Below are 25,759 nucleotides of genomic sequence, written 5' to 3'. Positions count from 1 at the left end.
CCCGGGCCGCCGCGGCCGTCCATGCATTGCGCGCGGACGGGGGCAGGGAGGATCGTTCGAGGATGGAGCCGGAGCTGGAGGCGCTCGCGCGGCGCCTGGACGCGCTGCTGGGGCCGGAACGCGTCATCACCGACCCCGTGCGGCTGCGGACGTACGAGTGCGACGGGCTGACGAACCATCGGTGCACGCCCGCCGTCGCCGTCCTGCCCGACACCGCCGAGCAGGTCGCGGCGATCGTCCGGGAGTGCGCGGCGGCGGGCGTCCCGTACGTGGCGCGCGGGTCGGGGACGGGCCTGTCGGGCGGGGCGCTCCCCCGCGCGGACGGCGTCCTGATCGTGACGTCGCGGATGCGGCGGATCCTGGAGATCGACATCCCGGGGCAGCGGGCGGTGGTGGAGCCCGGGGTGATCAACCTGGACGTGACGCGGGCCGTGCGGCCGTACGGGTACTACTTCGCGCCCGACCCGTCCAGCCAGCAGATCTGCTCGGTCGGCGGGAACGTCGCGGAGAACTCCGGCGGCGCGCACTGCCTCAAGTACGGGTTCACCGCGCACCACGTGCTGGCCTGCGAGGTCGTCACGCCGGACGGCGAGCTGGTGGAGCTCTCGGCGGACGGTCCGGGCTACGACCTGCTCGGGGTGTTCGTCGGCGCGGAGGGCACCCTCGGCATCACCACCAAGATCACCGTGCGGCTGACGCGGGTGCCGGAGACCGTGCAGACGCTGCTCGCGGCGTTCGGGTCGATCGAGGCGGGCGGCACCGCGGTGTCGGCGATCATCGGCGCGGGGGTCGTCCCGGCGGCGATCGAGATGATGGACGCGCTGTCGATCGAGGCGGCCGAGGCGGCGGTGCAGTGCGCGTACCCGCCGGGCGCCGGCGCGGTGCTGATCGTGGAGCTGGACGGCCCGGAGGCGGAGGTCGCGGCGCAGTTCGCGCAGGTCGAACGGATGTGCCGGGACGCGGGCGCGTTCGAGATCCGGGTCGCGACCGACGACGCGGAGCGGGCGCTGATCTGGACGGGGCGCAAGTCGGCGTTCGCCGCGGTGGGGCGGATCAGCCCCGCCTACATCGTCCAGGACGGCGTGATCCCGCGGACGGCCCTGCCGCGGGTGCTGGCGCGCATCGACGAGCTGTCGGCCGAGTCGGGGGTGCGGGTCGCGAACGTCTTCCACGCGGGGGACGGCAACCTGCATCCGCTGGTGCTGTTCGACGACGCCGAAGAAGGTGCGGGCGCGCGCGCAGAGGAGGTGTCGGGCGCGATCCTGGATCTCTGCATCGAGCACGGCGGCTCCATCACGGGCGAGCACGGTGTGGGCGTGGACAAGTCCCGGTACATGCCGCGCATGTTCACCGAAGCCGATCTGGACACCATGCAGATGGTGCGGTGCGGGTTCGATCCGGCGGGCCTGTGCAACCCCGGGAAGGTGTTCCCGACGCCGCGCCTGTGCGGTGAGGTCCCGGGCGTGCGCAAGGGACCCCACCCGTTCGAGGGAAAGGCGGACCTGTTCTGATGCGGCCCCCCGATGCATCCGGCGACGCGCTCGGCGCCCTCGCGAAGGTCTGCGGCGACGTCCGCCCCGGCGAACCGGAGGAGGGCGTGCTGGGCGTCGAGCCCGCCGCCGTCGCCGCGCCCGCCACGGTCGGCGAGGCCGCGGAGGTGATGCGGGTCGCCGCCGAGCACGGGCTGGCGGTCGTCCCGCGCGGCGGCGAGACGCGGCTGGACTGGGGGACGCCCCCGCGGCGCTGCGACCTGATCGTGGACACCCGGCGGCTGGACCGCCTCGTCGAGCACGCCGCCGGCGACCTCGTGGCCACCGCGCAGGCGGGGCTGCCGTTGGAACGGCTGGGCGCGGAGCTCGCGGGCGAGGGGCAGCGGCTCGCCCTGGACGCGCCCCTCCCCGGCTCCACGGTCGGCGGGACGATCGCGACGGGCGCGTCCGGTCCGCTCCGGACCCTTTACGGAACGCCACGGAATCTGGTCATCGGGCTCACGATCGTCCGGGCGGACGGTCAGGTGGCGAAGTCGGGCGGCAAGGTCGTCAAGAACGTCGCCGGATACGACCTGGGACGGCTGTTCTGCGGCTCGTACGGAACGCTGGGACTCATCGTCGAGGCCACGTTCCGCCTGCACCCGACGCCCACCGGGCGCGCGTACGTCGCGCGTCCCGTGGACGGGCCGGAGGAGGCGCACGAGGCGGTGCAGGCCGTCCTGCATTCGCCCGTGGTGCCGAGTGCCGTCGAGTACCTCTCCCCCGGGGTGGTGGCCGTCCTGCTGGAGGGCGTCCCCGACGGTGTCGGCGCGCGCGCACAGCAGACGGTCGAACTCCTGGGGCGAGAAGCGCAGGTCTCGGAGGACGCCCCCGACGGCTGGGGCCGCTACCCGGACGGCACCGTCCTGCTCGACGTCGCCGCACCCCCGCCCGCGCTCCGCGACCTGCTCGCCGCGCTGCCCGCGACCGGGACGGCCGTGACGTGGAACGGCGACGGGCACGGGTACGTGGGCCTGTCCCTGGGCGACTCCCCCGTCGGCGTCCCGTCCGGGACCGTCGCGGACGTCGTCGCCGACGTGCGGGACGCGCTGGCCCGGCACAAGGGCGGCGCGGTCGTCCGCTACGCGCCGGAGGACGTGCGCGGCGCCGTCGACGTGTGGGGCCCGGTCCCGGCCCTGCGGCTGATGCGGCGCGTCAAGGACCAGTTCGACCCCGACCACCGGCTGTCCCCCGGCCGTTTCACGGGAGGTATCTGATGAGCGCTTCGCAGACCGGACCGCCGCACGAGCCGGTGCCGCAAGGGCCGGTGCCGCCCGGCTCCCCCGGCGAGGTGGCGAACCTGCTCGGCGACTGCGTGCACTGCGGGTTCTGCCTGCCGACGTGCCCGACGTACGTCCTGTGGGGCGAGGAGGCGGACTCGCCGCGCGGGCGCATCCACCTGATGGACCAGCACGCGAAGGGCGAGCCGCTCGGCGGTCCGATGGTCGAGCACTTCGACCGCTGCCTCGGCTGCATGGCGTGCGTGACGGCGTGCCCGTCGGGCGTCCAGTACGACCGGCTGATCGAGCTGACGCGGGCCGAGGTCGAGCGCGACCACCCGCGGCCGCTGCGGGAGCGGGCCGTCCGCGAGCTGGTCTTCCGGCTGTTCCCGTACCGGCGGCGGCTGCGGGCGCTGCGCGGGCCGCTGCGCGCCTACCAGCGGTCGGGCCTGGACCGGTTCGTCCGCCGCTCGGGCCTGCTGGAGCGGGTGTCGCCGTCGCTGGCGGCGATGGAGCGGCTCGCGCCGCCGCTCGGCCGGGCGCCGCGGCTGCCGGAGCGGGTCGCCGCGCGCGGCGGCCGGCGCGCCACGGTGGGCATGCTGGTCGGCTGCGTGCAGGGCGAGTTCTTCCCGGGCGTCAACGCGGCGACGGCCCGCGTGCTGGCGATGGAGGGGTGCGACGTCCTCATCCCGCGCGGGCAGGGCTGCTGCGGCGCCCTGTCGATGCACGCGGGACGCGCGGACGAGGCGCGCGCGTTCGCCCGCCGGACGATCGAGGCGTTCGAGCGCGTGGACGTCATCGTGGTGAACTCGGCGGGCTGCGGGTCGTCGATGAAGGAGTACGGGGCGCTGCTGGCGGACGATCCCGCGTGGGCGCGCCGGGCGGAGGGGCTGGCGGAGCGCACCCGCGACCTCGCGGAGTTCCTCGCCGAGCTGGGGCCCCGCGCGGAGCGCGGGCCGCTTCCGGTCACCGTCGCCTACCACGACGCCTGCCACCTGTCCCACGCGCAGGGCGTGCGGGCGCAGCCGCGGGCGCTGCTCGCGCAGATCCCCGAACTGACCGTCCGGGAGATCGCCGACCCCGACATCTGCTGCGGCTCGGCCGGCACGTACAACGTGTTCCAGCCGGAGGCGGCCGGGGAGCTGGGCGACCGCAAGGCGGCCGGCGTGGCCGCGACCGGCGCCGAGCTGCTGGTCGCCGCCAACCCGGGATGCACGATGCAGATCGCGGGCGCGCTGCGCCGCCGGGGCGACGCCATCGCGATCGCGCACACCGCGCAGGTGCTCGACGCGTCCCTGCGGGGCCTCGGCCGCGACGCCCTCCTCGAACGCGGTTCGTAGGCGTTCGCCCTAGTGGTTCGGTGTTTCTCCCGTCAATGGTGGCCTGTCCGGCGCTGATCCGGGTGTCCGGTATCGTGACCAGCCACCCACCGGCAGCACGCGCTTACCGATTCGGACGCAACGGGCTGAGGGGAGCACGGAGACCATGTCGTACAGCAACCAGCCGCGGTCCGCGGGAGGCCGGCGGCGCAAGCCCCGGCGGACCGGCGCCGGACGGCTCGGCCTCGCGGGCGCGCTCACGGGCGCCGTCGGCATCGCCGCGATCGCCGCGGGCATCGTCGTCCTGCGGCCGGGGCCGGACGCCGGGGACGCCGGGGCGCCGCCGTCCCGCGCGAGCGGATCGGGCGCCTCGCCCTCGCTGAGCTCGCAGCCCGCGCCCCGGACGGGCGCCGCCGTCCCGTTCACCACCCCCGAGGGCTACGGCTACAGCCTCGCGGCCGTCGGTTCCGGCACGGACGCCGAACCGCTCGGCTCCACCCAGGCGCCGCCGTCCGGAACCACGTACGCCTACGCCGACTACGTCCTGACGAACACGCAGCGCCGTCCGGTCATGCTGGACTTCCCCGCCGACCTGTTCATGCCCGAGGCGGAGGTGCCGAAGGACGCGCGGGAGCGGTGCATGCCGCAGGTCGGCGTCCCCAAGGACATGTGCACGCTGCCCAACCGAAGCGAGATCATCGCCCGCGTCGACCGGGCCGAGCCCCCGTTCGAGGAGGCCGGCACCCGGATGATCCCCGCGGGCGCGTCCTACGTGGTGCGGATCGCCTCCGACCTCCCCGTCAAGGACGGCGTGTCCGCGGACGACCTGAAGCTCTACGTGTGGAGCGCCCGCTACACCAGCGACCGCAAGGGCATCGAACTCCCCTACCCGTCCTCCGAGGCGTCCTGAGCGAAACCGATGTCCTCGTAAGCGGGCTGGTGGAAGCCGCAGGCGCCGATGTTGGCCAGGTCCACGCGCGCGGCCACCAGTTGAGGACGCTGGTACAGCGGCAGGACGAGCGCTTCCTGCCAGACGAGTCGATCGGCCCGGTTCACAAGGGTGTGGACCTCAGCCGGATCCCCCGCCGTGACCGCTTTCTCGAGCGTCGCGTCGATCGTCGCGGTACCGCCTCCTGAGTAGTTCTGCCGGACCTCCCCCTCCCGTGGGCGCGCGTAGACCGCCCGCATCGACGACACGGGGAACGGTGTGCCGAACCAGGAGAACGGCGCGATGTCGAAGTCCCCCCGCGTGATGCGCCCGAACAGGTCGTCGGCCGGAACCGGTTCGATGTCCACCCGAACGCCGATGCGTTCGAGCAGCGCGCGCGCCAGTTCCCCTTCCCGCCCGCCGATGGGCTGCCCGGCCGCGACGACGAACCGGAGCGCGAGCGTCCGCCCGTCCTTCGCGCGGTGGCGGCCCCGTTTCGCCCAGCCCGCGGCGTCGAGGAGCCGCGCCGCCGCCGCGGGGTCGTACCGTCCGTGGACACCCGAGTTGTCGCGATAGCCCGGCTGGGTGCCGACGTAGAAGTGGTTGCCGAGCGTCCGCGCGGGGACGCCGAGCCCCACGAGGTCGGACCGGGCGATCGCGTCCCGGTCCAGGCCGAGCATCACCGCGCGCCGCACCCGCACGTCCGACAGGACCGCCCCCGCCGCGTTGAGCGTGAACACCCGCGAGTCCGGGCCGCCCGCCCGCCGCACCTCGCCGCCGTCGGCCGCCCGCACCCGCCGCAGCGCGCCCGCGTCCAGCCCGACCTCCATCAGGCCGACCTCCCCGTTGGCGAACGCCCCCGGCATCGCCATCGGATCCATCGCCCGGTAGACGATCCGGTCGAGCTTCGCGGGCCTGCCCCACCAGCCCGGGTCCCGCACGAGCGTGATCGTCTTCGCCGTCCGGTCCACCCGCCCGACCCGGAACGGCCCCGCGGTGACGGGCGGCCGCTCGAGCCACCCGGTGTTGAACGCCCGGGGATCGCCGTACGCCGCCGCCGGATACAGCGGGCTGAACAGGCGGCGCCAGTCCGCGTAACGCCGCGCGAACACGACCTTCACGACCTGCTCGTCCGCACCCCGCTCGACCCGTGCGATGCGCCGGTAACCCGTGTCGTCGGCGATCTCATACCGCGGATCCCGCCCGGACAGCGCGCGCGCCTGCACTGCGAAGTCCCGGTACCCGATGGCCCGCCCGTCCGACCATCGCGCCTCCGGGTTGAGCCGGTAGACGACCGTCTGCCCGCGTCCCGTGCGCTTTACCTCGGCCGAATGAAGGTACTCGGGAACGCGATGCACCACGCCTTTCTCGTCCGCCCGCATGAGGCGAGGCAAAGCTGCTTGGACGACCCGATCGACCGAGCCCGTTTTCCCGTTCACGTGGTGGAAGTTCCACTGCGCCGGGAATTCCGGCAGCGCCCATTGCAGAGTGCCTCCGTCCCGCACACGCTCGCGCGGCATCGGATTGACGTCCGACCGAGGCAACACGGCACTCACCCCGGTTCCCCGTGCCGCACCCCCCGTACATCCAGCCCCGCCCAATGCCACGGGCACCACAACAACCCCGGCAACCACCACCCGCCACACCCCCTTCCCCGGCGCCCGAGCAACGCCGTCACGACCGCCGGCACCGCACCGGCCGCGAAGGCCCGGCGGAAGCCCACCGGCCCGGTCGGCGCGGTCGCGCTGCCCGCCGGACCGCTCCTCCCCGGTGATCGCCAGGCCGGCGACGTCCGGCGAGGCGGACCGGCCTACCGGCTCCGCCCCGCCCGTCGCGAAGGCGGACGGGGCCGTCACCGGGTGAAGCGGAAGCCCACCGGCCCGGTCGGCGCGGTCGCGCTGCCCGCCGGGCCGCCCCTCCCCAGTGATCGCCAGACCGGCGACATCCGGCGAGGCGGACCGGCCGACCGGCTCCGCCCCGCCCGTCGCGAAGGCGGACGGGGCCGTCACCGGGTGAAGCGGCGAGTCGTGGGCGGGTACGGCGGGGTGTGTGGCGCGGCTGCTGCTCGGGTTCATGTGGTGCTCCGGGGGGTCGAGGGGGCGGGCTGGGGCAAGGGGTGGTGGCAGGCGACCTCGTGGGCCTGACGGCCGGTGGGGCGTGGCTCGGGGTCCGATGCGGCGCACCGGGCGCGCGCGGCGGGCGGGAGCGCGGGGTGGATCGGGCATCGGGCGCGGAAGCGGCAGCCGTCGGGCGGGTTCGCGGGGTCGGGCGCCTCGCCGTGCAGGACGACGCGGGGGCGCGCGCGCTCGAGGACGGGATCGGGGATCGGGACCGCGTCCAGGAGCGCGCGCGTGTACGGGTGTGCAGGCGCCGCATAGACCTCGTCGGCCGGGCCCAGTTCGACGATGCGGCCCGCGTGCATGACGGCGACGCGATCGGCGATCCGGTGGACGACCGCGAGGTCGTGGGCGACGAACACGCACGCGAGGCCGAGCCGGGACTGGAGTTCTTGCAGGAGGTTCAGCACCCCGGCTTGTGTGGTCGCGTCCAGTGACGCGACGGGTTCGTCCAGGAGGAGTAGGCGTGGTTCCAGAGCGAGCGCCCTGGCGATGCCGACTCGTTGTTTCTGCCCGCCCGACAGTTCGTGTGGGCGGCGGTCCGCGTGGCGGGGTTCGAGGCCCACGAGGCCGAGGAGGTCCCGGACGCGCTCGGATGCGGGCATGCCGTGGGCGGTGAGCGGCTCGGCGATGATGTCGCGGACGCGCATCCGGGGGTTGAGCGATGAACAGGGGTCCTGGAAGACGAGTTGGACGTCGCGGCGCAGGGTTCTGCGGCGGGCGCGGCGGAGGGTCGCGGTGTCCTCGCCGAGGACGGTGATCCTGCCGCGCGGGGGCCGGGCCAGGCGGACGATCTCCATGAGGGCGGTCGTCTTGCCGCAGCCCGACTCGCCCACCAGCGCGAGGGTCTCGCCTCGCCGGACGTCGAACGTGACGCCGTCCACCGCTCGCACGGCGCCGTGGTGGCGGACGAGCGCGTCGACGGCGAGGACCGCGGGGCCGGGCGGCCGGGCGCGCGCGGGGCGCGGGGCGATGCGCGGCGCCGCACGCAGGAGCGCGGCCGTGCGGGGCGTGCGGGGGCGCCGGTAGACCTCCTCGGCCGGGCCCTGCTCGACCGCGCGCCCGTCGTGCATGACGAGGACGCGGTCGGCGATGCCCGCGACGACGCCGAGGTCGTGCGCGATGAGGACGGTCGCGGTCCCGGACGCCCGCGCGGTGCGCAGCACGTCGAGGATCTGCGCCTGGACGGTGACGTCGAGGCCCGCGGTCGGCTCGTCCGCGATGAGGACGGACGGGTCGTGCGCCATCGCCATCGCGATCAGCGCGCGCCTCTGCATCCCGCCCGAGTATTCGTGGGGGTAGGCCCGCGCGCGCCGGGGTGCGTGCGGGATGCCGACGAGGCCGAGCAGTTCGACGGCCTGCGCGCGCGCCGCCGCGCGGCTGGTGCGCCGATGGACGCGGACGGCTTCGGCGATCTGGGCGCCCACGGTGCGGACGGGATTGAGAGAGGCGAGGTCCTGGAACACCATCGCCAGGTCCTTGCCGCGGATCCGGGAGAGTTCGGCGTCGGAGCGGCCGAGGAGTTCCCTGCCGTGCAGGCGCACCGACCCGTCGGCGCGCGCGCCGTCCGGGAGCAGGCCGAGGACGGCGAGGGCGAGGGCGGTCTTGCCGGAGCCCGACGCGCCGACGACGCCCAGCGTCTCCCCCGCGCGCAGGTCGAATCCCGCGCCCCGCACGGCCGGGGCGCCCGCCGCCCAGCGGACCCGCAGGTCCGCGACCGCCAGCGCCGTCACCGCGGGTCGAGGGCGTCGCGGAGGCCGTCGGCGAGCAGGTTCGCGGCGACGGCGATCAGGACCAGGAGCGCGGCGGGGAAGCCGAACCGCCAGGGGAACGCGAGGACGGCCGGGCCGCCGTCGGCGACCAGCGAGCCGAGCGACACGCCGGGCGGGCGGACGCCGAACCCGAGGTGGGCGAGCCCGCTCTCGGCGATGACCGCGGCGCCGACGGTGAGGCCCGCGTCGACCGCGAGCAGCGGCGCGAGCGCCGGCAGGACGTGCCGGACGATCGTGCGCGGCGCGCCCACCCCGGCGAGCCGGGCGGCCAGGACGTGCTCGCGGGCGCGCAGCGAGCGGACCGCGGCCCGCACGGTCCGGGCCGTCGGCGTCCACATCGTCCCGGCGAGGACGGCGACGAGCGCGAGCGTGCCCGCGTCCGGGGCGAGGACGGCCGCGAGGAGGAACGGCGGCAGGACGGACAGCAGGTCGACGCACCAGGTCAGCGCCCGGTCGGCGCGCCCGCCCGCGTAGCCCGCGACGGTGCCGGCGAGGGCCGCCAGGAACGTCGCGAGGGCGGCGACGGCGGCGCCGATCAGGAGGGACCTGCGGAGGGCGTGGACGGTCACGGCGAACACGTCGCGCCCGTTCTGCGTGGTGCCGAGCCAGTGCCGCCGCGACGGCCCCTCGCCGAACGCGGTGAAGTCGATCTCGTCCCACGCCCACGGTGCGAGGGCCGGTCCGGCGGCGGCGAGCAGCACGAGCGCGGCGAGCGGGACCAGGCCGGCGGCGACGCGCGTCACGCCGGCCGGACGCGCGGGTCGAGGAGCCCGTGCAGGACGTCCGCGGCGAGCGCGGCCGCCGGCACCGCGCAGGCGGCGAGGCCGCCGACGGCGGCGACCGCGTTGACGTCGCCGCGCGCGACCGACGCGGCCAGCCACGCGCCGGGGCCGTGCCGCCCGAAGACCTGCTCGACGAGCATGCCGCCGAGCAGCAGCATCGCGGCGGTGTGCGGGAGGCGGGCGGCGAGCGGGACGAGCGCGGGCCGCAGCGCGTGCCGGAGCAGGGCTCCGCGGCGCCGCAGCCCCTTCGCGCGGGCCGCCCGGACGAACGCGGCGTCCAGCACGTCCAGCGTCGCGACCCGCTGGTAGCGGGCGACGAGGGCCGCCTGCGCGAGCGCGATCACGAGGGTCGGGAGCAGCGGCCCGGACGCCGTGCCGCCGGTCCAGGTGACGGCCCGGACGCCCGCGGCGTCGTTGGCGGCGGCCGCGGCGATCTGCGCGAGGACGGCGAGCACGAACACCGGGACGGCGGCGAGCACGTAGGTGAGCGGGGAGACGAGCCGGTCCGCGGCCCGCCGTGCCGCCGCCCACGCGCCGAGGGCGACGCCGAGAACGGAGCCGAGCAGCGCGCCGGGGAGGACGAGCCGGACGCCGACCCCGAGGCGGCGGCGCAGTTCGGGTCCGACGGGCCGGCCGTCGAGGGTGCGGCCGAGGTCGCCGCGCAGGACGCCCGCCGCCCAGACCCGGTAGCGGGCGGACGGCGGGACGCGGGGGTCGAGGTTGAGCCGGGCGAGGCGGGCGTCGACGACGGCGTCCGGCGGGCGCGCGGCCCGGTCCGCCGGGTGGGCGCGGGGGTCGAGCGCGGCGGCGGCCAGCAGGTAGACGAGGCTCGCGCCGAGCGCGGCCTGCAGCGCGGCCCGTACCGTCCGGCGCAGCAGGAACGCCGCCATGTCCGCCCTTCCGATGCGATGAGGTCACTTAAGGCTACTGACCGGCTACGCACCGGGACGGGCGAACGGCGACTTCCGTCTCCGGTTCAGGCGGGTACGGCCTCCTTCTCGCGGGCGGGCTTCTCGCGGGGCGCCCGCAGCGCCGCCGCGCCCAGCAGGGCGAACCCGGCGGCGGCCCAGGTCAGCAGCACCGCGAGCGGGGCGCCCGCGCCCGCGCCGTCGAAGAACGTGGCCGAGCGCATGAGCGTGCCCGCGGCGCCGGGCGGGAGGAGCTGCCCGACCGCCCCCAAGGGCTCCGGCAGCATCTCCGGCGCCGCGGTGACCCCGGACAGCGGGTTTCCGAGCAGCAGGAACGTGAGCGCGCCGATGCCGAGCCCGGACCGTCCGACCGCAGCGGCCAGGCCCGCGACGGTCCCGGTCACCGCCAGGATGGCGAGCGCGGCGACGCCGGCGACCACGAGGTAGGGGCCGGGGAAGAGCGACAGCCACCCGTAGGCGAGGCCCGCGACGCCCAGGCCGCCGAGCACGGCGAACAGCAGCGCCCCGGCGGCCCGCCACGCCGGGCTCGGCACCGCGAACGTCAGCAGCACCGCGGCGGCGAGCGACGACATGATCAGCGGCAGGATGATCGCCGCGAGGCCGGCGCCGCGCGGATCGTCCGGGTCGGCGGCGACGACGTCCTGGACGGGCGCGCCGCGCGGGGCGCCCGCGAGGTTCCCGGCGAGCGCGGTGAGCTGCTGCGCGATCACCGGCGAGGCGGCGGACGCGGTGAGCACGCGCGGGCCCTCCGGGGTCGCGACGATCGCGCCGTACGCCCGCCGGTCGGCGATCGCGGCGCGGGCGTCGTCGGCGGCGGGCACCGCCTCGACGTCGAACGCGCCGGGCAGCGTCCGCTCGAGCCGTTCGGCCGTCGCGGCCGCGCCCGGACCCGCCACGACGATCGGGACGTCGCGCGGCTCGGTGCGGGCGGCGGGCCAGGTGAAGGCGCAGATCATCAAGAGCTGCAGGAGCGCGGCGCCGAGGGCGACCCCGGCGCTGCGCACGGCGAGTGAGGACTGCACGACCTTGCTCCTAAAAAAAGCGGATGTCCGTTCTCTTTAGGAGAGTCACACCGGCCGCGCCGTGTTGTCAAGAACGAACGTCCGTTTTAGATTGGGGGCATGCCGAGAGTGAGCGAAGAGCACCTGGAGCGGCGGCGCCGCCAGATCCTGGACGCCGCCCGCGCGTGCTTCATCCGCCAGGGCGTCCACGCGACGTCGATGCAGGACATCTTCGCGGAGGCCGGACTCTCGGCCGGCGCCGTCTACCGCTACTTCAAGAGCAAGAACGAGATCATCGAGGCGATCCTGTCGACCGTGGTCGGCGACCTCCACACGTACCTGGACGAACTCGTGGAGGCCGACCCCCTCCCGGCGCCCGAGGAACTGATCGAGCGGATCGCCGAGCGCGCCATGGACAGGTCACGGGACGACGGCGTCCTCCGCCTCGCCCCGCAGGGCTGGGCCCTGGCGATGTTCGACCCGGAGATCCGCACCTACGTCTCCGCCACCATGGTCAGTCTCCGCGACACCTGGACCCGCTACGCGGCCCGGCTGATCGAGGCCGGCCGCCTGCCCGCCGGCACCGACGCGGTGGAGATCGGCAAGGTCATGTTCAGCCTGGTCCCCGGCTTCCTCCTGCAGCGCCTCGTGCTCGACGACGTCGACCCGGCCGAGTTCGCCCGCGGCACGCGCGCCATGCTGACCGACCTCACGCCGGCCGCCCACGCCGGGGACTGACGCTTTCCCCTTCCCCGTCCTCCCCGCGCCCGCGCCCGCACCGTCCCGCCCGGGGACGTCCTCGCCCGCTCCCGCCCCGCCCCGCGCCACCGCCCGGAGGGGCCGGGAGGGCGCTCTCTCACGGATGTCCGTCAGGTTCCGGATGAGCCCCTGACATGCCTTTTCTTGGCCAGTTTCCGTTTTGCCTGGTTAATATCTCCGCACACCCGGTGCCCGCCGACCGGTCACGGCCGGTTCCGGCCACGCTGTCCGCACGCGGACGCCCTGATGAGTGCAGGACCGAGACTCGGACGCTTTAACATTCCATTACTTTTCTGACCCGGGAGCCCAGGATGGTGACGGTGGCCCAGAGTCACGGGACGGGCCGCGGTGCGGGGCGCACGGCGGGCCTGCTCGCCTGCGGGGCGGTCCTGCTGGTCGTCGCCTCGCTCGCCGTGGGCGGCCTGCTGCCCGCCGACGCGCGGATGGTCTGGTGGCACCCGGAGATCCTCGTGGCGCTGTGCTGGACGGCCGTGGCCGCGGTCCTGCTCCAGCACCGGCCCCGCCTGCGGGTCGGCTGGCTGATGATGGGCGCGGGGGTCAGCGCGGCCGTGTACGTGCTGGCGCTGAACCTCGGGCCGTGGCTGGAGCTGCGGGGATGGGCCCTCGCCGGGTTCTTCCTGTGGCTCGGCACCTGGCTGTGGGCGGTCGACACGTTCGTCCTCACGCTGGTGCTGCCGCTGATCTTCCCGGACGGGCGGCTGGTCTCGGCGCGGTTCCGGCCGGTCCTGGCCATGGCGTTGCTGGTCCCGGCCGTCGTCTGCGCGCACCTGACGCTCGATCCGGACGCGCGCCGCTTCCACAACGGTGTGTCGATCTACCCGTTCACGGACATCCCGCCGCCCATCGCCGTGCTGATCCTCGCGACGCTGGCGGGGTCGCTGCTGTCGGTGGGGGTCCGGTTCGCCCGGTCGGCGCCGGACGTGCGGCGGCAGATCGCGTGGGTCGTGTACCCGGGCCTGCTGGCCGAGGCGGTCATCTACGCCGGGGAGAACACGGCGATCGGCGACCCGCTGCGCAACCTGACGATCGTGGCCGTCCCGATCTGCATCGCGATCGCCATCACCCGGTACCGCCTGTACGACATCGACCTCGTGGTCAGCCGGACGCTGGTGTACGCGGGGCTCGCCGTGCTCATCACGGGCGTGTACTTCGCGCTGCTCGGCATGACGAGCGTGCTCGTCGCGGGGCACGGCGCCCTCGCCGGGCTGGTGGGCGCGATCGCGGCGGGCGCGCTGTTCGAGCCGGCGCGGCGGCGCCTCCAGCGGACGGTGGACCGGGTGGTGCACGGCGAGCGCGACCCGTACCGGATCGCCGACCGGCTCAACCGGCGGCTGCAGACCGCCGCCGACCCCGGCGCGGCGCTGGCCGTCGGCGCCGAGGTGGCGCGGGCGGCGCTGCACGCGACGGGCGTGGTCATCGAGGTCCTGGACCGCGACGGCCGGACGATCTCGGCGGAGGACGGCGTGCCCGGCGAGCGCCCGCACCTGATCCCGCTGGTGTGGCACGGGGAGCCGGTCGGGCGGCTGCGGTTCGGCGTCACCCGGATGCCGGACGCCCGCCTGTCCGGCATCCTGGCGCGCAACCTCGCGGAGCTGGCGAACGCGGCGCGGCTGGCCGCCGACGTGCAACGCTCCAAGGAGCGCATCCTGCGGGCGCGGGAGGACGAGCGGCGCCGGCTGCGGCGCGACCTGCACGACGGGCTCGGGCCGACGCTGGCCAGCCTCGCGATGACCGTGGACGCCGCCCGCATCACGCTCAGGACCGACCCGGAGGCCGCGGACGCGCTGCTGGAGGACCTGCGGACGACCATGGGCCGCACGATCGGCGACATCCGCGAGCTCGTGCAGGGCCTGCGGCCGCCCGCGCTGGACGACCTGGGCCTGGCCGAGGCGATCCGCGCGCTCGGCGGCGTCGTCGCCTCCGGGGACGGCCCCAAGGTGGACGTGCACGTCGAGGGGAAGGTCGAGTGCCTGCCCGCCGCCGCCGAGGTCGCCGCGTACCGGATCGTCCAGGAGGCCCTCACCAACGTGCACCGGCACGCCCGCGCGCGGTCGGCCGAGGTGCGGCTGTGCCTGAACGGGGATCTGCACGTCACGGTGGACGACGACGGCGTCGGGCTGCCCGAGCGGATGCGGTCGGGGATCGGCATGGCCTCGATGCGCGAGCGCGCGACGGAACTCGGCGGCTCCTGCACCGTCGGGCCGGGCCCGAAGGGCGGCACGCTCGTCCGCGCCCGCCTCCCGGTCAACGGGGTCCAGCCCCTCGACGCGGCCTGATCCCGGCACGCGATCGGCCCCGGTCGTCCGGAGGTCTGTTCGAGGGGCGCCGCACCCGGTGGGAGGGCCGGTGACCGCCCCCCGCCAAGAAGGTCGCCACCGGCCCTCTGGCACCGCACTGGACCGAGGCTCCCATCTCGGTCCGTACGGGCCATTCACCAGAGGGTGTGCAAGAAAGAAATTACGCCGCAACCGGTCCCGGTGCAGAGGGACAGTTGTCCCGATCGATCCGGGACGAGACGCAGGTGCTCAGCCTTGGACGAGCGCAAGCGCGCGCGCCACGAGGTCCGGCGCGTCGTAAGGGAGCCACTGGACGCGCGGGTCGCGGCGGAACCACGACTCCTGCCTGCGCGCGAACCGCCGCGTGGTGCGGATCGTGTCCTCCTTGGCCTGCTCTTCGGTCCACTCCCCCGCCAGGTAACGCAGCACCTGCGCGTACCCGAGCGCGCGCCCGGCGGTCAGTCCGTCGCGCAGCCCGCGCTTCTCCAGAGCCCGCACCTCGTCGACCAGGCCCGCGTCCCACATCCGCTGCACCCGTACGGCGATGCGCTCGTCCAGCTCGTCCCTGGGCACGCTCAGACCTATCTGCACGACCGCGCCGTAGCGGTACCGGTGCTCGGGCAGGGTGGCGGTGAACGGGCGCCCCGAGATCTCGATGACCTCCAGGGCCCGGACTATGCGGCGCCCGTTGCTCGGCAGGATCGCCTCCGCCGCCGCCGGGTCGACCTCGCGGAGGCGTTCGTGCAGGACGGCGGAGCCCACGCGCGCGAGCTCGTCCTCGAGGCGCGCCCGGACGGCCGGGTCCGTCCCCGGGAACTCCATCTCGTCGACGGCGGCCCGCACGTACAGGCCGGACCCGCCGACGAGGATCGGCACGCGGCCGCGCCCCCGGATCTCGGCGATCGCCTCGGCGCCGAGCCGCTGGTACTCGGCGACGCTCGCGGTGGCGGTCACGTCCCAGACGTCCAGGAGGTGGTGCGGGACGCCGCGCATCTCGGCGCGCGCGAGCTTGGCGGTACCGATGTCCATGCCCCGGTAGAGCTGCATCGAGTCGGCGTTGACCGCCTCGCCGCCGAGCCGCAGGGCCAGTTCCACGGCGAGGTCGCTCTTGCCGGCGGCGGTCGCGCCCACGACCGCGATCACATCAGGAGAGGTCACGGGCTTAATTGTGGCAAGAGAACGGGTATAGCCGGGTTGTACGGGTGCCGCGCCGGAACATCGTGCGGCGCCGTCCGGGACGAGGGATCCGGGGGGATTTTCCAATGTCCATCGTCGACAGGTTCAAGCAGATGCTCGGGCAGAACCCCGACAAGGTGAAGCAGGGCGTGGAGAAGGCCGGGGACGCGTTCGACCAGCGCACCGGCGGCAAGTACGCCGACAAGGTCGACAAGGCCCAGAGCAAGGCCGGCGACTACGTCGACCGGCAGGGCCAGGGCGACATGGGACAGCGCGACATGGGACAGCCCGACATGAACCAGGGCGACATGCGTCAGGGCGACATGGGTCAGGGCGAGTCGCAGCGCCACGGCATGGACGAGCCCGGTCCGGGCGAGCCCGGAGGCCGCGCCTGACCGGCGCCCGCGCCGGCTACCGGCCGGGGGCCGCCGCCCACGACGCGACGAGGTAGCCGACTCCGTAAGGGGCCTCGTCGGCGAGGAGCTCGCCGGCGAACCGGCCCGCGGCGGCGGCGCCCGCGAGCACCTGCCACGCCGCGCGCCCGGCCGCCCGCAGTTCCCCGGACGTCCCGGGATCGAGCGCGGCCAGGGCGGCGGCGTCGGCCGCCCCCAGCGCGCGGCCCACGGCCTCGTCGTACGGCCCCGCGCGTTCGTCGAGATACCCCGGGGCCTTCTCGGAACGGCACGCCGAACCGTCGCCCATCACCAGCAGGGCGACACGTTCGGCGGACCCGGCGAGTTCGCGCCCCAGGGCCAGGCACTCCGCGGGCGGCGCGTCGAACGCCACCGAGCGGTACCGCACCCGCACGCCCGTCCCCCGCGCGTCCGGGGCGGCGGCGCGCTCGACCAGCCACCGCCCGATCGTCAGCGACAGCGGCAGCGGCGCCGCGCCGTCGTCCGGGACCTCGGGGCTCGTCCACGGCAGCCCGTACGGGCGGAGCGTCGCGTAGGCGCCGTCCCCGTACGCGACGCCGTCCGGGGCGCCGCCCACGACGGCCAGGACGTCCGGACGGGCGGCGGCCAGGCGGCCGACGGCCTCGTCGCAGGCCGCGCGGAGACCGTCGAGTTCCGGTGCCGCTCCCCCCGCCATGGCGGGCACCAGGAGAGGCGGGTGCGGGCACACCGCCGCCGAGATGAGCACGTCGCCGGGCCTCCTCAGGGGCGGGTGGCGCAGCCGGGCCCGGACGGCGCGGCGGCCGGGGCGGGACGGCCGATGGACGGCATTCCGAGCACGACGCCCTTGGGCGCGTCGCCGCCGTCCTGCCGCGCCTCCCACGCGTCGCCCGCGCGGGTGCGCCGCACGGAGCGGACGTCGCCGTCGGCGACGAGGTGGTGCGGCGCGGCGTAGGTGACCTCGACGGTGACCATGTCGCCGGGACGGACGCGCTCGCCGGGCGCCCGGAAGTGCACGAGGCGGTTGTCGGGGGCGCGGCCGGACAGCCGGCGCGTCTCGCCGTCCTTGCGGCCCTCCCCCTCGGCGACCAGGACCTCGAGCGTGCGGCCGAGCTGCTTCTTGTTCTCCGCCCAGGAGACCTCCTCCTGGAGGGCGACGAGCCGCTCGTACCGCTCCTGCACGACCTCCTTCGGGAGCTGGCCGTCCATGGTGGCCGCCGGGGTGCCGGGCCGCTTGGAGTACTGGAACGTGAACGCCGACGCGAACCGGGCCTCGCGGACGACGTGGAGCGTCTCCTCGAAGTCGGCGTCGGTCTCGCCGGGGAAGCCCACGATGATGTCGGTGGTGATCGCCGCGTCGGGGATCGCCGCCCGGACCTTGTCGATGATCTTCAGGAAGCGCTCCTGCCGGTAGGAGCGGCGCATGGCGCGCAGCACCGCGTCCGAACCGGACTGCAAAGGCATGTGCAGCGACGGCATCACGTTCGGGGTCTCGGCCATCGCGGCGATGACGTCGTCGGTGAAGTCCTTGGGGTGCGGCGAGGTGAACCGGACGCGCTCCAGGCCCTCGACCCGTCCGGCGGCGCGCAGCAGCCCCGCGAACGCCGAACCGCCGCCGGACGTCAGCGCGCCCACCTCGTCGCGGACGTCGCCCGCGACGGCCGCCGGCGCGCCGAAGCCCGAGCCGTAGGCGTTGACGTTCTGCCCGAGGAGGGTGACCTCCAGGACGCCCTCGCCGACCAGCGCCTCGACCTCGGCGAGGATCTCGCCGGGCCGGCGGTCCTTCTCCTTGCCGCGCAGGGACGGCACGATGCAGAACGTGCACGTGTTGTTGCAGCCCACGGAGATCGACACCCAGGCGGCGTAGGGGGACTCCCGGCGCGTCGGCAGCGTCGACGGGAACGTCACCAGGGACTCTTCGATCTCGACCTGCGCCTCGCTCTGCACGCGCGACCGTTCCAGCAGCGCGGGAAGCGACCCGATGTTGTGGGTGCCGAACACGACGTCCACCCAGGGGGCGCGCTTGACGATCGTGTCGCGGTCCTTCTGGGCGAGGCAGCCGCCCACGGCGATCTGCATGCCCGGGTGGCCGTCCTTCACCGGGCGCAAATGGCCCAGGTTGCCGTACAGGCGGTTGTCGGCGTTCTCCCGGACGGCGCAGGTGTTGAACACGACCACGTCGGGCTCGGAATCGCCGGCACGGACATATCCGGCGTCCTCCAGAAGGCCGGACAGCCGCTCGGAGTCGTGGACGTTCATCTGGCACCCGTAGGTACGGATCTCGTACGTGCGGGGGCCTGTCTCCATAGGCGCACTCATGACGTCCCCAAGGGTACGCGCCGCCCCGGGTCTCATGGCGGTAACCGTCGCATCACGGAACGGGACGCCGCCGTGGTCACGCGCATCTCACCGGTTACACCCGACTGGCCCGCAACCCTACGCGGACATGGGTTTTCGTGATCGTATCGGTACCACGCGGAAACTTGCTCTGCGAATTCCATGTCGTAAAGTCCGAGCCCATGACGGACAGCGAAGGCGGGCCCGAGCTCACCAAGGGCGACGGGCCGGACGACTCCGCCCCGCAGGGGAAGACCCAGGGCGGCGGGCCCCTCGTCGTGATGGAGAACGTCAACAAGCACTTCGGCGATCTGCACGTTCTCCGCGACATCAACCTCACCGTGGACCGCGGCGAGGTCGTCGTCGTCATCGGCCCGTCCGGCGGCGGCAAGTCGACCCTGTGCCGGTCCATCAACCGGCTGGAGCCCATCGACGGCGGCACGATCAAGGTGGACGGCAAGGAGCTGCCGAAGGAGGGCAAGGAGCTGGCGAAGCTCCGCTCGGACGTCGGCATGGTGTTCCAGTCGTTCAACCTGTTCGCCCACAAGACCATCCTGGAGAACGTCACGCTCGGACCGCTCAAGGTCCGCAAGCAGGGCAAGCAGGAGTCCGAGAAGCACGCGCTGGAACTGCTGGACCGGGTCGGCATCGCCAACCAGGCCCACAAGTACCCGGCGCAGCTCTCCGGCGGGCAGCAGCAGCGCGCGGCGATCGCGCGCTCCCTCGCGATGAAGCCGAAGGTGATGCTCTTCGACGAGCCGACCTCGGCGCTCGACCCGGAGATGGTCAACGAGGTCCTCGACGTCATGACGGGCCTGGCCCGCGAGGGGATGACGATGATCGTCGTCACCCACGAGATGGGGTTCGCCCGCAAGGCCGCGCGCAAGGTCGTGTTCATGGCGGACGGCCAGATCGTGGAGGAGAACACCCCGGACGAGTTCTTCACCAACGCGCGAACCGACCGCGCGAAGGACTTCCTGTCCAAGATCCTGACCCACTGAGTCCGGCTCCGCGAACAGCAAGCACCGAGCCCACCGGCCCCGAAAGAAGCAGAGGAAGAGACATGCGAGTACGTCGTTTCAGCGGCGCCATCGGCGCGGCGGCCGCGCTCTCGCTGGTGCTGAGCGCCTGCGGCAGCGACACCGAGGCCACCGATGCGCAGAGCATCGTGGAGCGGGTCAAGGAGAGCAAGAAGATCACGATCGGCGTCAAGTACGACCAGCCGGCGCTGGGCCTGAAGACGCCGAGCGGCGGCGTCGAGGGCTTCGACGTCGACGTCGCCAAGTACGTCGCCAAGGAGCTGGGCGTCCCCGAGGACGGCATCACGTTCAAGGAGACCCGGTCCGCCAACCGGGAGACCTTCATCACCGGCGGCCAGGTCGACCTGATCTTCGCCACCTACTCGATCACGGACTCCCGCAAGAAGCAGGTCACCTTCGGCGGCCCGTACTACGTCGCGCACCAGGACACGATGATCCGCGCCGACGACAAGTCGATCAAGAAGACCACGGACCTCAAGGGCAAGAAGCTCTGCCAGGCCGCGGGCTCGAACTCCTACAAGCGCGTGATCGACCCGCCGCCGGACGGCCAGCTCGACATCGACGCGACCCCGGTCCCCGCCTCCAGCTACTCCGAGTGCGTGGCGAAGCTGAAGGCCGGCGACCTGGACGCGGTGACCACCGACGACCTGATCCTCGCGGGCTTCGCGAAGCAGCAGGAGGGCGAGTTCTCGGTCATCAACGACCCCTTCACCGACGAGAAGTACGGCGTCGGCATGCGCAAGGGCGACACCGAGACGTGCGAGGCCGTCAACGCCGCCGTCACGAAGATGTACGAGGACGGCACCGCCGCCAAGCTGCTGGACAAGTGGTTCTCGGGCACCGGCCTGAAGCCGACGACGACGGTTCCGCAGTTCGAGGGCTGCGCCTGACCGTTCCGACCGGCCGCGTCGCGCCGGCGTCCCGTCCGCTCGGGGCGCCGGCGCGGCCCTGAACACGCTGGAGTGTCATGGAAGACCTGCTCGGCCTCCTCGACTTCGGCCCGGTCTTCGAGAACGGCGACCGCATCCTCGAAGGCTTCTGGGGGACCATCCGGCTGGCGCTGATGTCGGCGCTGCTGTCGATGGTCATCGGGACGATCGCCGTGTCGTTCCGGGTCGCGCCCATCCCGCTGCTGCGGGTGGTGGGGACCGTCTACGTCAACGTGGTGCGCAACACGCCGCTGACACTGGTCCTGCTGCTGTGCAGCCTGGGCATCTCCACAACCCTGCAGCTCAAGTTCTCCGATACGAACACCGTGGACGCCTACTGGTGGGCGGTCATCGGGCTCTCGTTCTACACCGGGGCGTTCGTCTGCGAGGTGCTGCGCTCGGGGATCAACACGGTGCCGCTCGGGCAGGCGGAGGCCGCCCGGTCGATCGGGCTGACCTTCACCCAGTCGCTGCGGATGATCATCCTGCCGCAGGCGTTCCGGACGGTGATCGCACCGCTCGGCAGCACGCTCATCGCCATGATCAAGAACACGACCGTGGTGATGGCGGCCGGGTACGCCGAGGCCGCACTGGCGATGTACGAACTGTTCGACGACCCGAACAGCCAGCCGCCCGCGATCCCCCTGTTCATCGCGATCGCGGCGGGCTTCATGGTCCTCACCCTGCCGACCGGGTTCTTCTTCGGCTGGCTGGCCAAGCGAATGGCGGTGGCGCGATGAGCCGGGAGGCGAACGTCCTCTTCGACGCACCCGGCCCCAGGGCCGAGGCGCGCAACCGGATCCTGACGGTCGTCTCGGTCGTCCTCCTGCTGGGCGTCCTCGCCGCGGTCGTCTGGAAGCTCAACGACCGCGAGCAGTTCCGGTCCGCGCTGTGGGAGCCGTTCCTGCGGGGCGACGTCTGGACGAACCTGATCCTGCCGGGGCTGTGGAACACCCTGAAGGCCGCCGCGGTGGCCTCGGTGCTCGCGCTGCTGTTCGGCGCGGTCTTCGGCCTCGCCCGCCTGTCGGACCACTGGTGGATCCGCGGTCCGGCGGGGGCGGTGGTGGAGTTCTTCCGCGCCATCCCGCTGCTGATCCTGATCTTCCTGGCGTTCTTCGCGCCGCCGCTGGTCAGCCCGGTCATCGCCGAGTCGCCGCTCGGGCAGGCGCAGCGGGTCGTGGTGGACAACTTCCTGTTCCTCTTCGGCGTCGAGATCAACTACGGCGTGGTGACCGTCCCGGCGTTCGCCGCGCTGGTGTTCGGGCTGACGATGTACAACGGGTCCGTCCTGGCCGAGGTGATCCGCGCCGGCGTGCTGTCCATCCCCAAGGGGCAGTCCGAGGCCGCCTACTCGATCGGGCTGCGCAAGAACGGGGTCATGCGGCTGGTGCTGCTCCCCCAGGCGGTCACGGCGATGATGCCCGCGATCGTCAGCCAGCTCGTCGTGCTGCTGAAGGACACCGCGCTCGGGTTCATCATCGCCTTCGAGGACCTGCTGCACGCTGGCTTCAAGGTGGTCGGCCCGAACTACCAGAACCTGCTCGCCGCCGCGATCGTCGTCTCGGTGATCTACATCGGGATCAACATGTCGCTGAGCGCGGTCGCGACCTGGCTGGAGGGGCGGCTGCGGCGCAACCGCCGGACGTCCGGGCACTCGGTCGCGCCCACCGCGGGGGTCCCCGCGGCGCCCGGGATGGAACCGGAGGACGTCGAGAAGAAGTAGCGTCCCCCGCGCGCGTCCGCGAAAGCTCCGCGCGCGGCCGAAGGGGCGCCGCCGGCCCGTCCGACGGCGCCCCTTCGCACGTGGGGCCGGGTTCCGGGGTGTGATCACCCGGTCGACGGTGCGTATCTTTCCGAAGTCAAACCGACCGTCATGGCCCCACCGCATCCCCGTATGCGGGACGATTCGGGTATGACCGCTCGTGCGACCCTTCCCCACGGCTCCTGGCCGTCTCCCATCTCCGCGGCCGACGTCGCCCGCGCTCGGCTGCGTCTCGCCTACCCCTCCGTCGCGGGCGACGACGTGTGGTGGCAGGAGACCCGCCCCGAGGAGGGCGGGCGGAACACGGTGGTCCGCCTGAAGGACGGACGCCGCACGGAACTGCTGCACGCGCCGTGGGACGCGCGCACGCGCGTCCACGAGTACGGCGGGCGGTCCTACCTGCCGGTACCGACCGCCGAGGGCACCTCGATCGTGTTCTCCAACTACGAGGACCAGCGGCTGCACCGCCTCGACGAGGGCGACGCGAAGCCGTACCCGCTCACCCCGGAACCGGCCGTCCCGGGCGGGCTGCGCTACGCCGACTACGTGCTCTCCCCCGACGGCGCCGAGGTCTGGTGCGTCTGCGAGGGCCACATCGCCGGCCAGGGCGGCGACGGGGACGGCGCGGACGAGCCCGGCCCCGGCATCCGGCGCGCCATCGTCGCCGTGCCGCTCGACGGGAGCGCCGCGGACGACCCCGGCGCGATCCGCGAGCTGGTGTCCGGCGCGGACTTCTACGCCTCGCCCTCCCCCTCCCCCGGCGGCGGTCATCTCGCCTGGGTCCAGTGGAACCACCCCCGCATGCCCTGGGACGGGACGGAGCTGCGCGTCGCGGCGATCGAGGACGGCGCCGCGGTGTCGCCCCGCACGGTCAAGGGCGGGCTCAAGGAGTCGGTCCTGGCGCCGCTGTGGGCGGACGACGAGACCCTGTACGTCGTCTCGGACTGGCCCGGCTGGTGGAACATCTACCAGGTGGGCCTGCACGGGGAGTCCGCCCAGGCGCTCTACCCCGCCGAGGAGGAGTTCGCGGGCCCCCTGTGGCAGCTCGGCGGCATGCCGTACGCGCTGCTGGGCGACGGGCGCCTGGCCGTCCTGCACGGCGAGGGCGACCTGCGCCTCGGGATCTACGACCCCGAGACCCTCGACCTCGAGGACCTCGACCTCCCCTACACGGACTGGCTGCCGCAGCTCTCCGCGGACGGCACCGCGGTCGTCGGCATCGGCGGCGCCCCCGACACCCCCCGCACCGTCGTGCGGATCGACACCGCGACGGGCCGCGCCGAGGAGCTGCGGGCCGAACTGGAGAACGTCCCGGACGCCGCGTACCTGCCGGCGCCGCGCGCCGAGCGGCTCGAGGGCCCGTTCGGACGGCCCGTCCACGCGTACGTGTTCCCGCCCGCGAACCCGCTGGCGGGCGGGCCCGCGGACGAGCGCGCGCCGTACGTCGTGTTCGTCCACGGCGGCCCGACCAGCCGCGTCTCCACGGCGCTCGACCTGGAGCGGGCGTACTTCACCAGCCGCGGCGTCGGCGTCGTCGACGTCAACTACGGCGGGTCCACCGGCTACGGCCGCACCTACCGCGAGCGGCTCAGCCGCCAGTGGGGGGTCGTCGACGTGGAGGACGCCGTGGCGGCCGCCCAGGCGCTCGTGGAGCGCGGCGAGGCCGACCCCGAGCGGCTCGCCATCCGCGGCGGCTCCGCGGGCGGCTGGACGACGCTCGCGGCCGTCACGCAGACGCGGGTGTTCAGCGCCGCCACGTCCTACTTCGGCGTCACCGACCTGCAGAGCTTCGCCGAGGGCACCCACGACTTCGAGTCGCGCTACCTGTTCGGCCTGATCGGGCCGCTGCCCGGCTTCGAGCGCGCCTACGAGGAGCGCTCGCCGCTGAACCGGGCCCGCGACGCCGCGTGCCCCGTCCTGCTGCTGCAGGGGCTCGACGACCCGATCGTCCCGCCCGACCAGTCCGAGCGGTTCGCGATGGAACTCGGCGCCGGCGAGACGCCGTACGCGTACCTGACGTTCGAGGGCGAGGCGCACGGCTTCCGCCGGAGCGCCACGATCGTCACGTGCCTGGAGTCGGAGCTGGCCTTCTACGGCCAGGTCCTCGGCTTCGAGCCGCACGGCGTGACGCCGATCGAGCTGACGATGGGCGCCGCGCCGGCGAAGGAGGCGGGACCCGGCGACGGCTCCGGGGACGCCGCCGGGTCAGGGAACGATGTAGGAGGCGATGTCGAGTAGCGCGTGGTCGGCCCCGAAGAACGACACCGTGTCACCGCCGGTGTTGTTCAGGAAGCCGGTGGTCAGGCCGTTGTAGTAGGCGTCGGCCCGGTCGGTGCCCGGGCCGACGTGCACGCGCAGCAGGCTGCCGGGCGGGATCACGTACCCGGGGCCGATCCTGAGCAGGTTGCCGGCCTGGTCGCGCAGGCGGCCGCCGCCGACGTCCACGGGCCGGGACGTGGTGTTGCGCAGGACCACGTGCTCGCTGTTCTCGGGCTGGACGTCGTCCCCGCTCGGGTTCGGGAAGACGCTGTCCACCACGACGCCGTTCGCGCGGGGGAACGTCCGCTTCGCGCCCTCCAGGACGCGGCGGGCCGTGCCGGGGAAGTTCGACGTGACCCAGTCGTACCCCTGGTTCGCGGCCATGGAGACCTCGGCCGGCGAGTCCACCGGGTCGCTGATCACCTTCAGGCCCGCGCCGTGCGCGCGCCGCACATCGGAGGCGCCGGTCGCCCGCGGGTGCGCGTAGACCCCGACGGTCCAGCCCGCCAGCTCGGCGAGTTCGGCGTCGGACAGCATCTTCCCGCCGGTCAGGTAGGAGAGCTGCACCTCGGGCGCGGCCGCGTGGAACTCCGCGAGGGCCGCCTTGTCCCGCGAGTGGACGTGCACCCGGTAGGCCCCCGACCGCAGCGTCGCGCCGTCGGCGAGGCCGGCGGCGGTCAGCTCGCGGGCGAGCAGCGTCGCCACCCCCGGGCTGTTCGCGGGCGACTTCAGCTCCAGCGTGAGGCCGGTCCGCCGGTCCGCGACGTCCAGCAGCTCCCGGACGGTCGGCACCCGCTGGCCCTTGTACCGCGGGTCGAACCACGACCCGGCGTCCAGCCTCTTGATCTCGGCGAGCGTGAACTGGCCGACCTTCCAGGGCGCCCGGTCGGGGTAGACCTCCTCCACGTCCGTGGTCCGGGCGAGCGTGTCGTCGTGCACGAGCACGAGCTCGCGGTCCGCGGTGAGCTGGACGTCGCCCTCCAGGACGTCCGCGCCCTCGCGCAGCGCGTCGCGGTAGGAGGCGAGCGTCTCCTCCGGCGCCTGGCCCGGCGAGCCGCGATGGCCGAGGATCAGCGCGTCCGTCTTCCCGCCCGCGCCGGGGCGGTCGGGGGCGGCCTGGGCGATGCCGGTGGCGGCGAGTGCGGCGGCGAGCACGGCGCCGCCCGCGAGTATGGAGACCCTGTACACGAATGTCCTTCCGGTGAGCCGAC

21 protein-coding genes are annotated in these 25,759 nt (G+C 74.0%); 12 read left to right on the top strand and 9 right to left on the bottom strand.

Annotated elements, in window-relative coordinates; translation table 11 throughout:
- The first annotated feature begins 62 nt into the window (after nt 1-62).
- The 4 genes from H505_RS0134300 to H505_RS0134285 all read left to right on the top strand — a co-directional run bounded on the left by H505_RS0134300 (nt 63) and on the right by H505_RS0134285 (nt 4,978).
- Nucleotides 63-1,511 (top strand): FAD-linked oxidase C-terminal domain-containing protein, encoded by a 1,449-nt coding sequence (locus tag H505_RS0134300; protein WP_026405551.1) that lies wholly within the window; start codon nt 63-65, stop codon nt 1,509-1,511.
- The gene (locus tag H505_RS0134295) at nt 1,511-2,746 is read left to right on the top strand and encodes an FAD-binding oxidoreductase (protein ID WP_026405550.1); all 1,236 of its coding nucleotides are present in this window, start codon (nt 1,511-1,513) and stop codon (nt 2,744-2,746) included. The genes H505_RS0134300 and H505_RS0134295 overlap by 1 nt, the downstream gene beginning before the upstream one ends.
- Complete coding sequence (locus H505_RS0134290; protein WP_084551153.1) at nt 2,746-4,089, top strand: (Fe-S)-binding protein; 1,344 nt, start codon at nt 2,746-2,748, stop codon at nt 4,087-4,089. The genes H505_RS0134295 and H505_RS0134290 overlap by 1 nt, the downstream gene beginning before the upstream one ends.
- Nucleotides 4,090-4,234: 145 nt before the next feature.
- Nucleotides 4,235-4,978 carry a hypothetical protein gene (locus H505_RS0134285; RefSeq protein ID WP_026405548.1) on the top strand — a complete coding sequence of 248 codons (744 nt, stop codon included), beginning with the start codon at nt 4,235-4,237 and terminating at the stop codon, nt 4,976-4,978.
- Here the strand turns inward: H505_RS0134285 and H505_RS0134280 are convergent.
- The 5 genes from H505_RS0134280 to H505_RS0134260 all read right to left on the bottom strand — a co-directional run bounded on the left by H505_RS0134280 (nt 4,954) and on the right by H505_RS0134260 (nt 11,618).
- A complete protein-coding gene (locus H505_RS0134280) occupies nt 4,954-6,357 on the bottom strand; it encodes an ABC transporter family substrate-binding protein (RefSeq protein ID WP_245592708.1) in 1,404 nt (467 codons plus the stop codon). The genes H505_RS0134285 and H505_RS0134280 overlap by 25 nt on opposite strands.
- A gap of 710 nt (nt 6,358-7,067) precedes the next feature.
- Nucleotides 7,068-8,846: a dipeptide ABC transporter ATP-binding protein gene (locus H505_RS46280; RefSeq protein WP_064743770.1), complete on the bottom strand. Its 1,779-nt coding sequence runs from the start codon at nt 8,844-8,846 to the stop codon at nt 7,068-7,070.
- On the bottom strand, nt 8,843-9,628 hold the full coding sequence (locus H505_RS0134270; protein ID WP_026405546.1) for an ABC transporter permease: 786 nt from the start codon (nt 9,626-9,628) through the stop codon (nt 8,843-8,845). The genes H505_RS46280 and H505_RS0134270 overlap by 4 nt, the downstream gene beginning before the upstream one ends.
- The gene (locus tag H505_RS0134265) at nt 9,625-10,557 is read right to left on the bottom strand and encodes an ABC transporter permease subunit (protein WP_026405545.1); all 933 of its coding nucleotides are present in this window, start codon (nt 10,555-10,557) and stop codon (nt 9,625-9,627) included. The genes H505_RS0134270 and H505_RS0134265 overlap by 4 nt, the downstream gene beginning before the upstream one ends.
- A gap of 86 nt (nt 10,558-10,643) precedes the next feature.
- Nucleotides 10,644-11,618: a hypothetical protein gene (locus tag H505_RS0134260; RefSeq protein ID WP_026405544.1), complete on the bottom strand. Its 975-nt coding sequence runs from the start codon at nt 11,616-11,618 to the stop codon at nt 10,644-10,646.
- Nucleotides 11,619-11,717: 99 nt separating this feature from the next.
- On the opposite strand from H505_RS0134260, the gene H505_RS0134255 reads away from it, so the two are divergent.
- Both H505_RS0134255 and H505_RS0134250 read left to right on the top strand, forming a co-directional pair.
- Nucleotides 11,718-12,335 carry a TetR/AcrR family transcriptional regulator gene (locus H505_RS0134255; protein ID WP_026405543.1) on the top strand — a complete coding sequence of 206 codons (618 nt, stop codon included), beginning with the start codon at nt 11,718-11,720 and terminating at the stop codon, nt 12,333-12,335.
- A 341-nt stretch (nt 12,336-12,676) separates the two neighbouring features.
- Complete coding sequence (locus H505_RS0134250) at nt 12,677-14,653, top strand: sensor histidine kinase (RefSeq protein ID WP_026405542.1); 1,977 nt, start codon at nt 12,677-12,679, stop codon at nt 14,651-14,653.
- A 249-nt stretch (nt 14,654-14,902) separates the two neighbouring features.
- Here H505_RS0134250 and miaA read toward each other — a convergent pair whose 3' ends face one another.
- Nucleotides 14,903-15,796, bottom strand: coding sequence for a tRNA (adenosine(37)-N6)-dimethylallyltransferase MiaA (gene miaA / locus H505_RS0134245; protein ID WP_026405541.1), 894 nt, complete (start codon nt 15,794-15,796; stop codon nt 14,903-14,905).
- A gap of 119 nt (nt 15,797-15,915) precedes the next feature.
- Here miaA and H505_RS46275 point away from each other — a divergent pair, with 119 nt between their 5' ends.
- Nucleotides 15,916-16,224 (top strand): antitoxin, encoded by a 309-nt coding sequence (locus H505_RS46275; RefSeq protein WP_034521261.1) that lies wholly within the window; start codon nt 15,916-15,918, stop codon nt 16,222-16,224.
- 16 nt (nt 16,225-16,240) lie between these two features.
- Here H505_RS46275 and H505_RS0134235 read toward each other — a convergent pair whose 3' ends face one another.
- Nucleotides 16,241-16,969 carry a class III extradiol ring-cleavage dioxygenase family protein gene (locus H505_RS0134235; RefSeq protein ID WP_026405540.1) on the bottom strand — a complete coding sequence of 243 codons (729 nt, stop codon included), beginning with the start codon at nt 16,967-16,969 and terminating at the stop codon, nt 16,241-16,243.
- 14 nt (nt 16,970-16,983) lie between these two features.
- Complete coding sequence (gene miaB / locus H505_RS0134230; RefSeq protein WP_157433244.1) at nt 16,984-18,528, bottom strand: tRNA (N6-isopentenyl adenosine(37)-C2)-methylthiotransferase MiaB; 1,545 nt, start codon at nt 18,526-18,528, stop codon at nt 16,984-16,986.
- A gap of 311 nt (nt 18,529-18,839) precedes the next feature.
- Here miaB and H505_RS0134225 point away from each other — a divergent pair, with 311 nt between their 5' ends.
- The 5 genes from H505_RS0134225 to H505_RS46270 all read left to right on the top strand — a co-directional run bounded on the left by H505_RS0134225 (nt 18,840) and on the right by H505_RS46270 (nt 24,527).
- A complete protein-coding gene (locus tag H505_RS0134225; protein ID WP_064743780.1) occupies nt 18,840-19,559 on the top strand; it encodes an amino acid ABC transporter ATP-binding protein in 720 nt (239 codons plus the stop codon).
- A gap of 62 nt (nt 19,560-19,621) precedes the next feature.
- The gene (locus tag H505_RS0134220; RefSeq protein WP_026405537.1) at nt 19,622-20,488 is read left to right on the top strand and encodes a glutamate ABC transporter substrate-binding protein; all 867 of its coding nucleotides are present in this window, start codon (nt 19,622-19,624) and stop codon (nt 20,486-20,488) included.
- 77 nt (nt 20,489-20,565) lie between these two features.
- On the top strand, nt 20,566-21,267 hold the full coding sequence (locus tag H505_RS0134215) for an amino acid ABC transporter permease (protein ID WP_051301489.1): 702 nt from the start codon (nt 20,566-20,568) through the stop codon (nt 21,265-21,267).
- Nucleotides 21,264-22,250 (top strand): amino acid ABC transporter permease, encoded by a 987-nt coding sequence (locus tag H505_RS0134210; RefSeq protein ID WP_026405535.1) that lies wholly within the window; start codon nt 21,264-21,266, stop codon nt 22,248-22,250. The genes H505_RS0134215 and H505_RS0134210 overlap by 4 nt, the downstream gene beginning before the upstream one ends.
- Nucleotides 22,251-22,439: 189 nt before the next feature.
- Nucleotides 22,440-24,527 (top strand): S9 family peptidase, encoded by a 2,088-nt coding sequence (locus H505_RS46270; protein WP_084551145.1) that lies wholly within the window; start codon nt 22,440-22,442, stop codon nt 24,525-24,527.
- On the opposite strand, the gene H505_RS48345 is transcribed toward H505_RS46270, so the two are convergent.
- Nucleotides 24,495-25,736 (bottom strand): glycerophosphodiester phosphodiesterase family protein, encoded by a 1,242-nt coding sequence (locus tag H505_RS48345; RefSeq protein ID WP_051301488.1) that lies wholly within the window; start codon nt 25,734-25,736, stop codon nt 24,495-24,497. The genes H505_RS46270 and H505_RS48345 overlap by 33 nt on opposite strands.
- Nucleotides 25,737-25,759: the final 23 nt, after the last annotated feature.

It is taken from the genome of Actinomadura rifamycini DSM 43936 (assembly GCF_000425065.1).
Taxonomy (GTDB): Bacteria; Actinomycetota; Actinomycetes; order Streptosporangiales; family Streptosporangiaceae; genus Spirillospora; species Spirillospora rifamycini.
The sequence above is the reverse complement of the archived record's forward strand: the minus strand, read 5'-3'. Positions and strand labels throughout refer to the sequence as shown.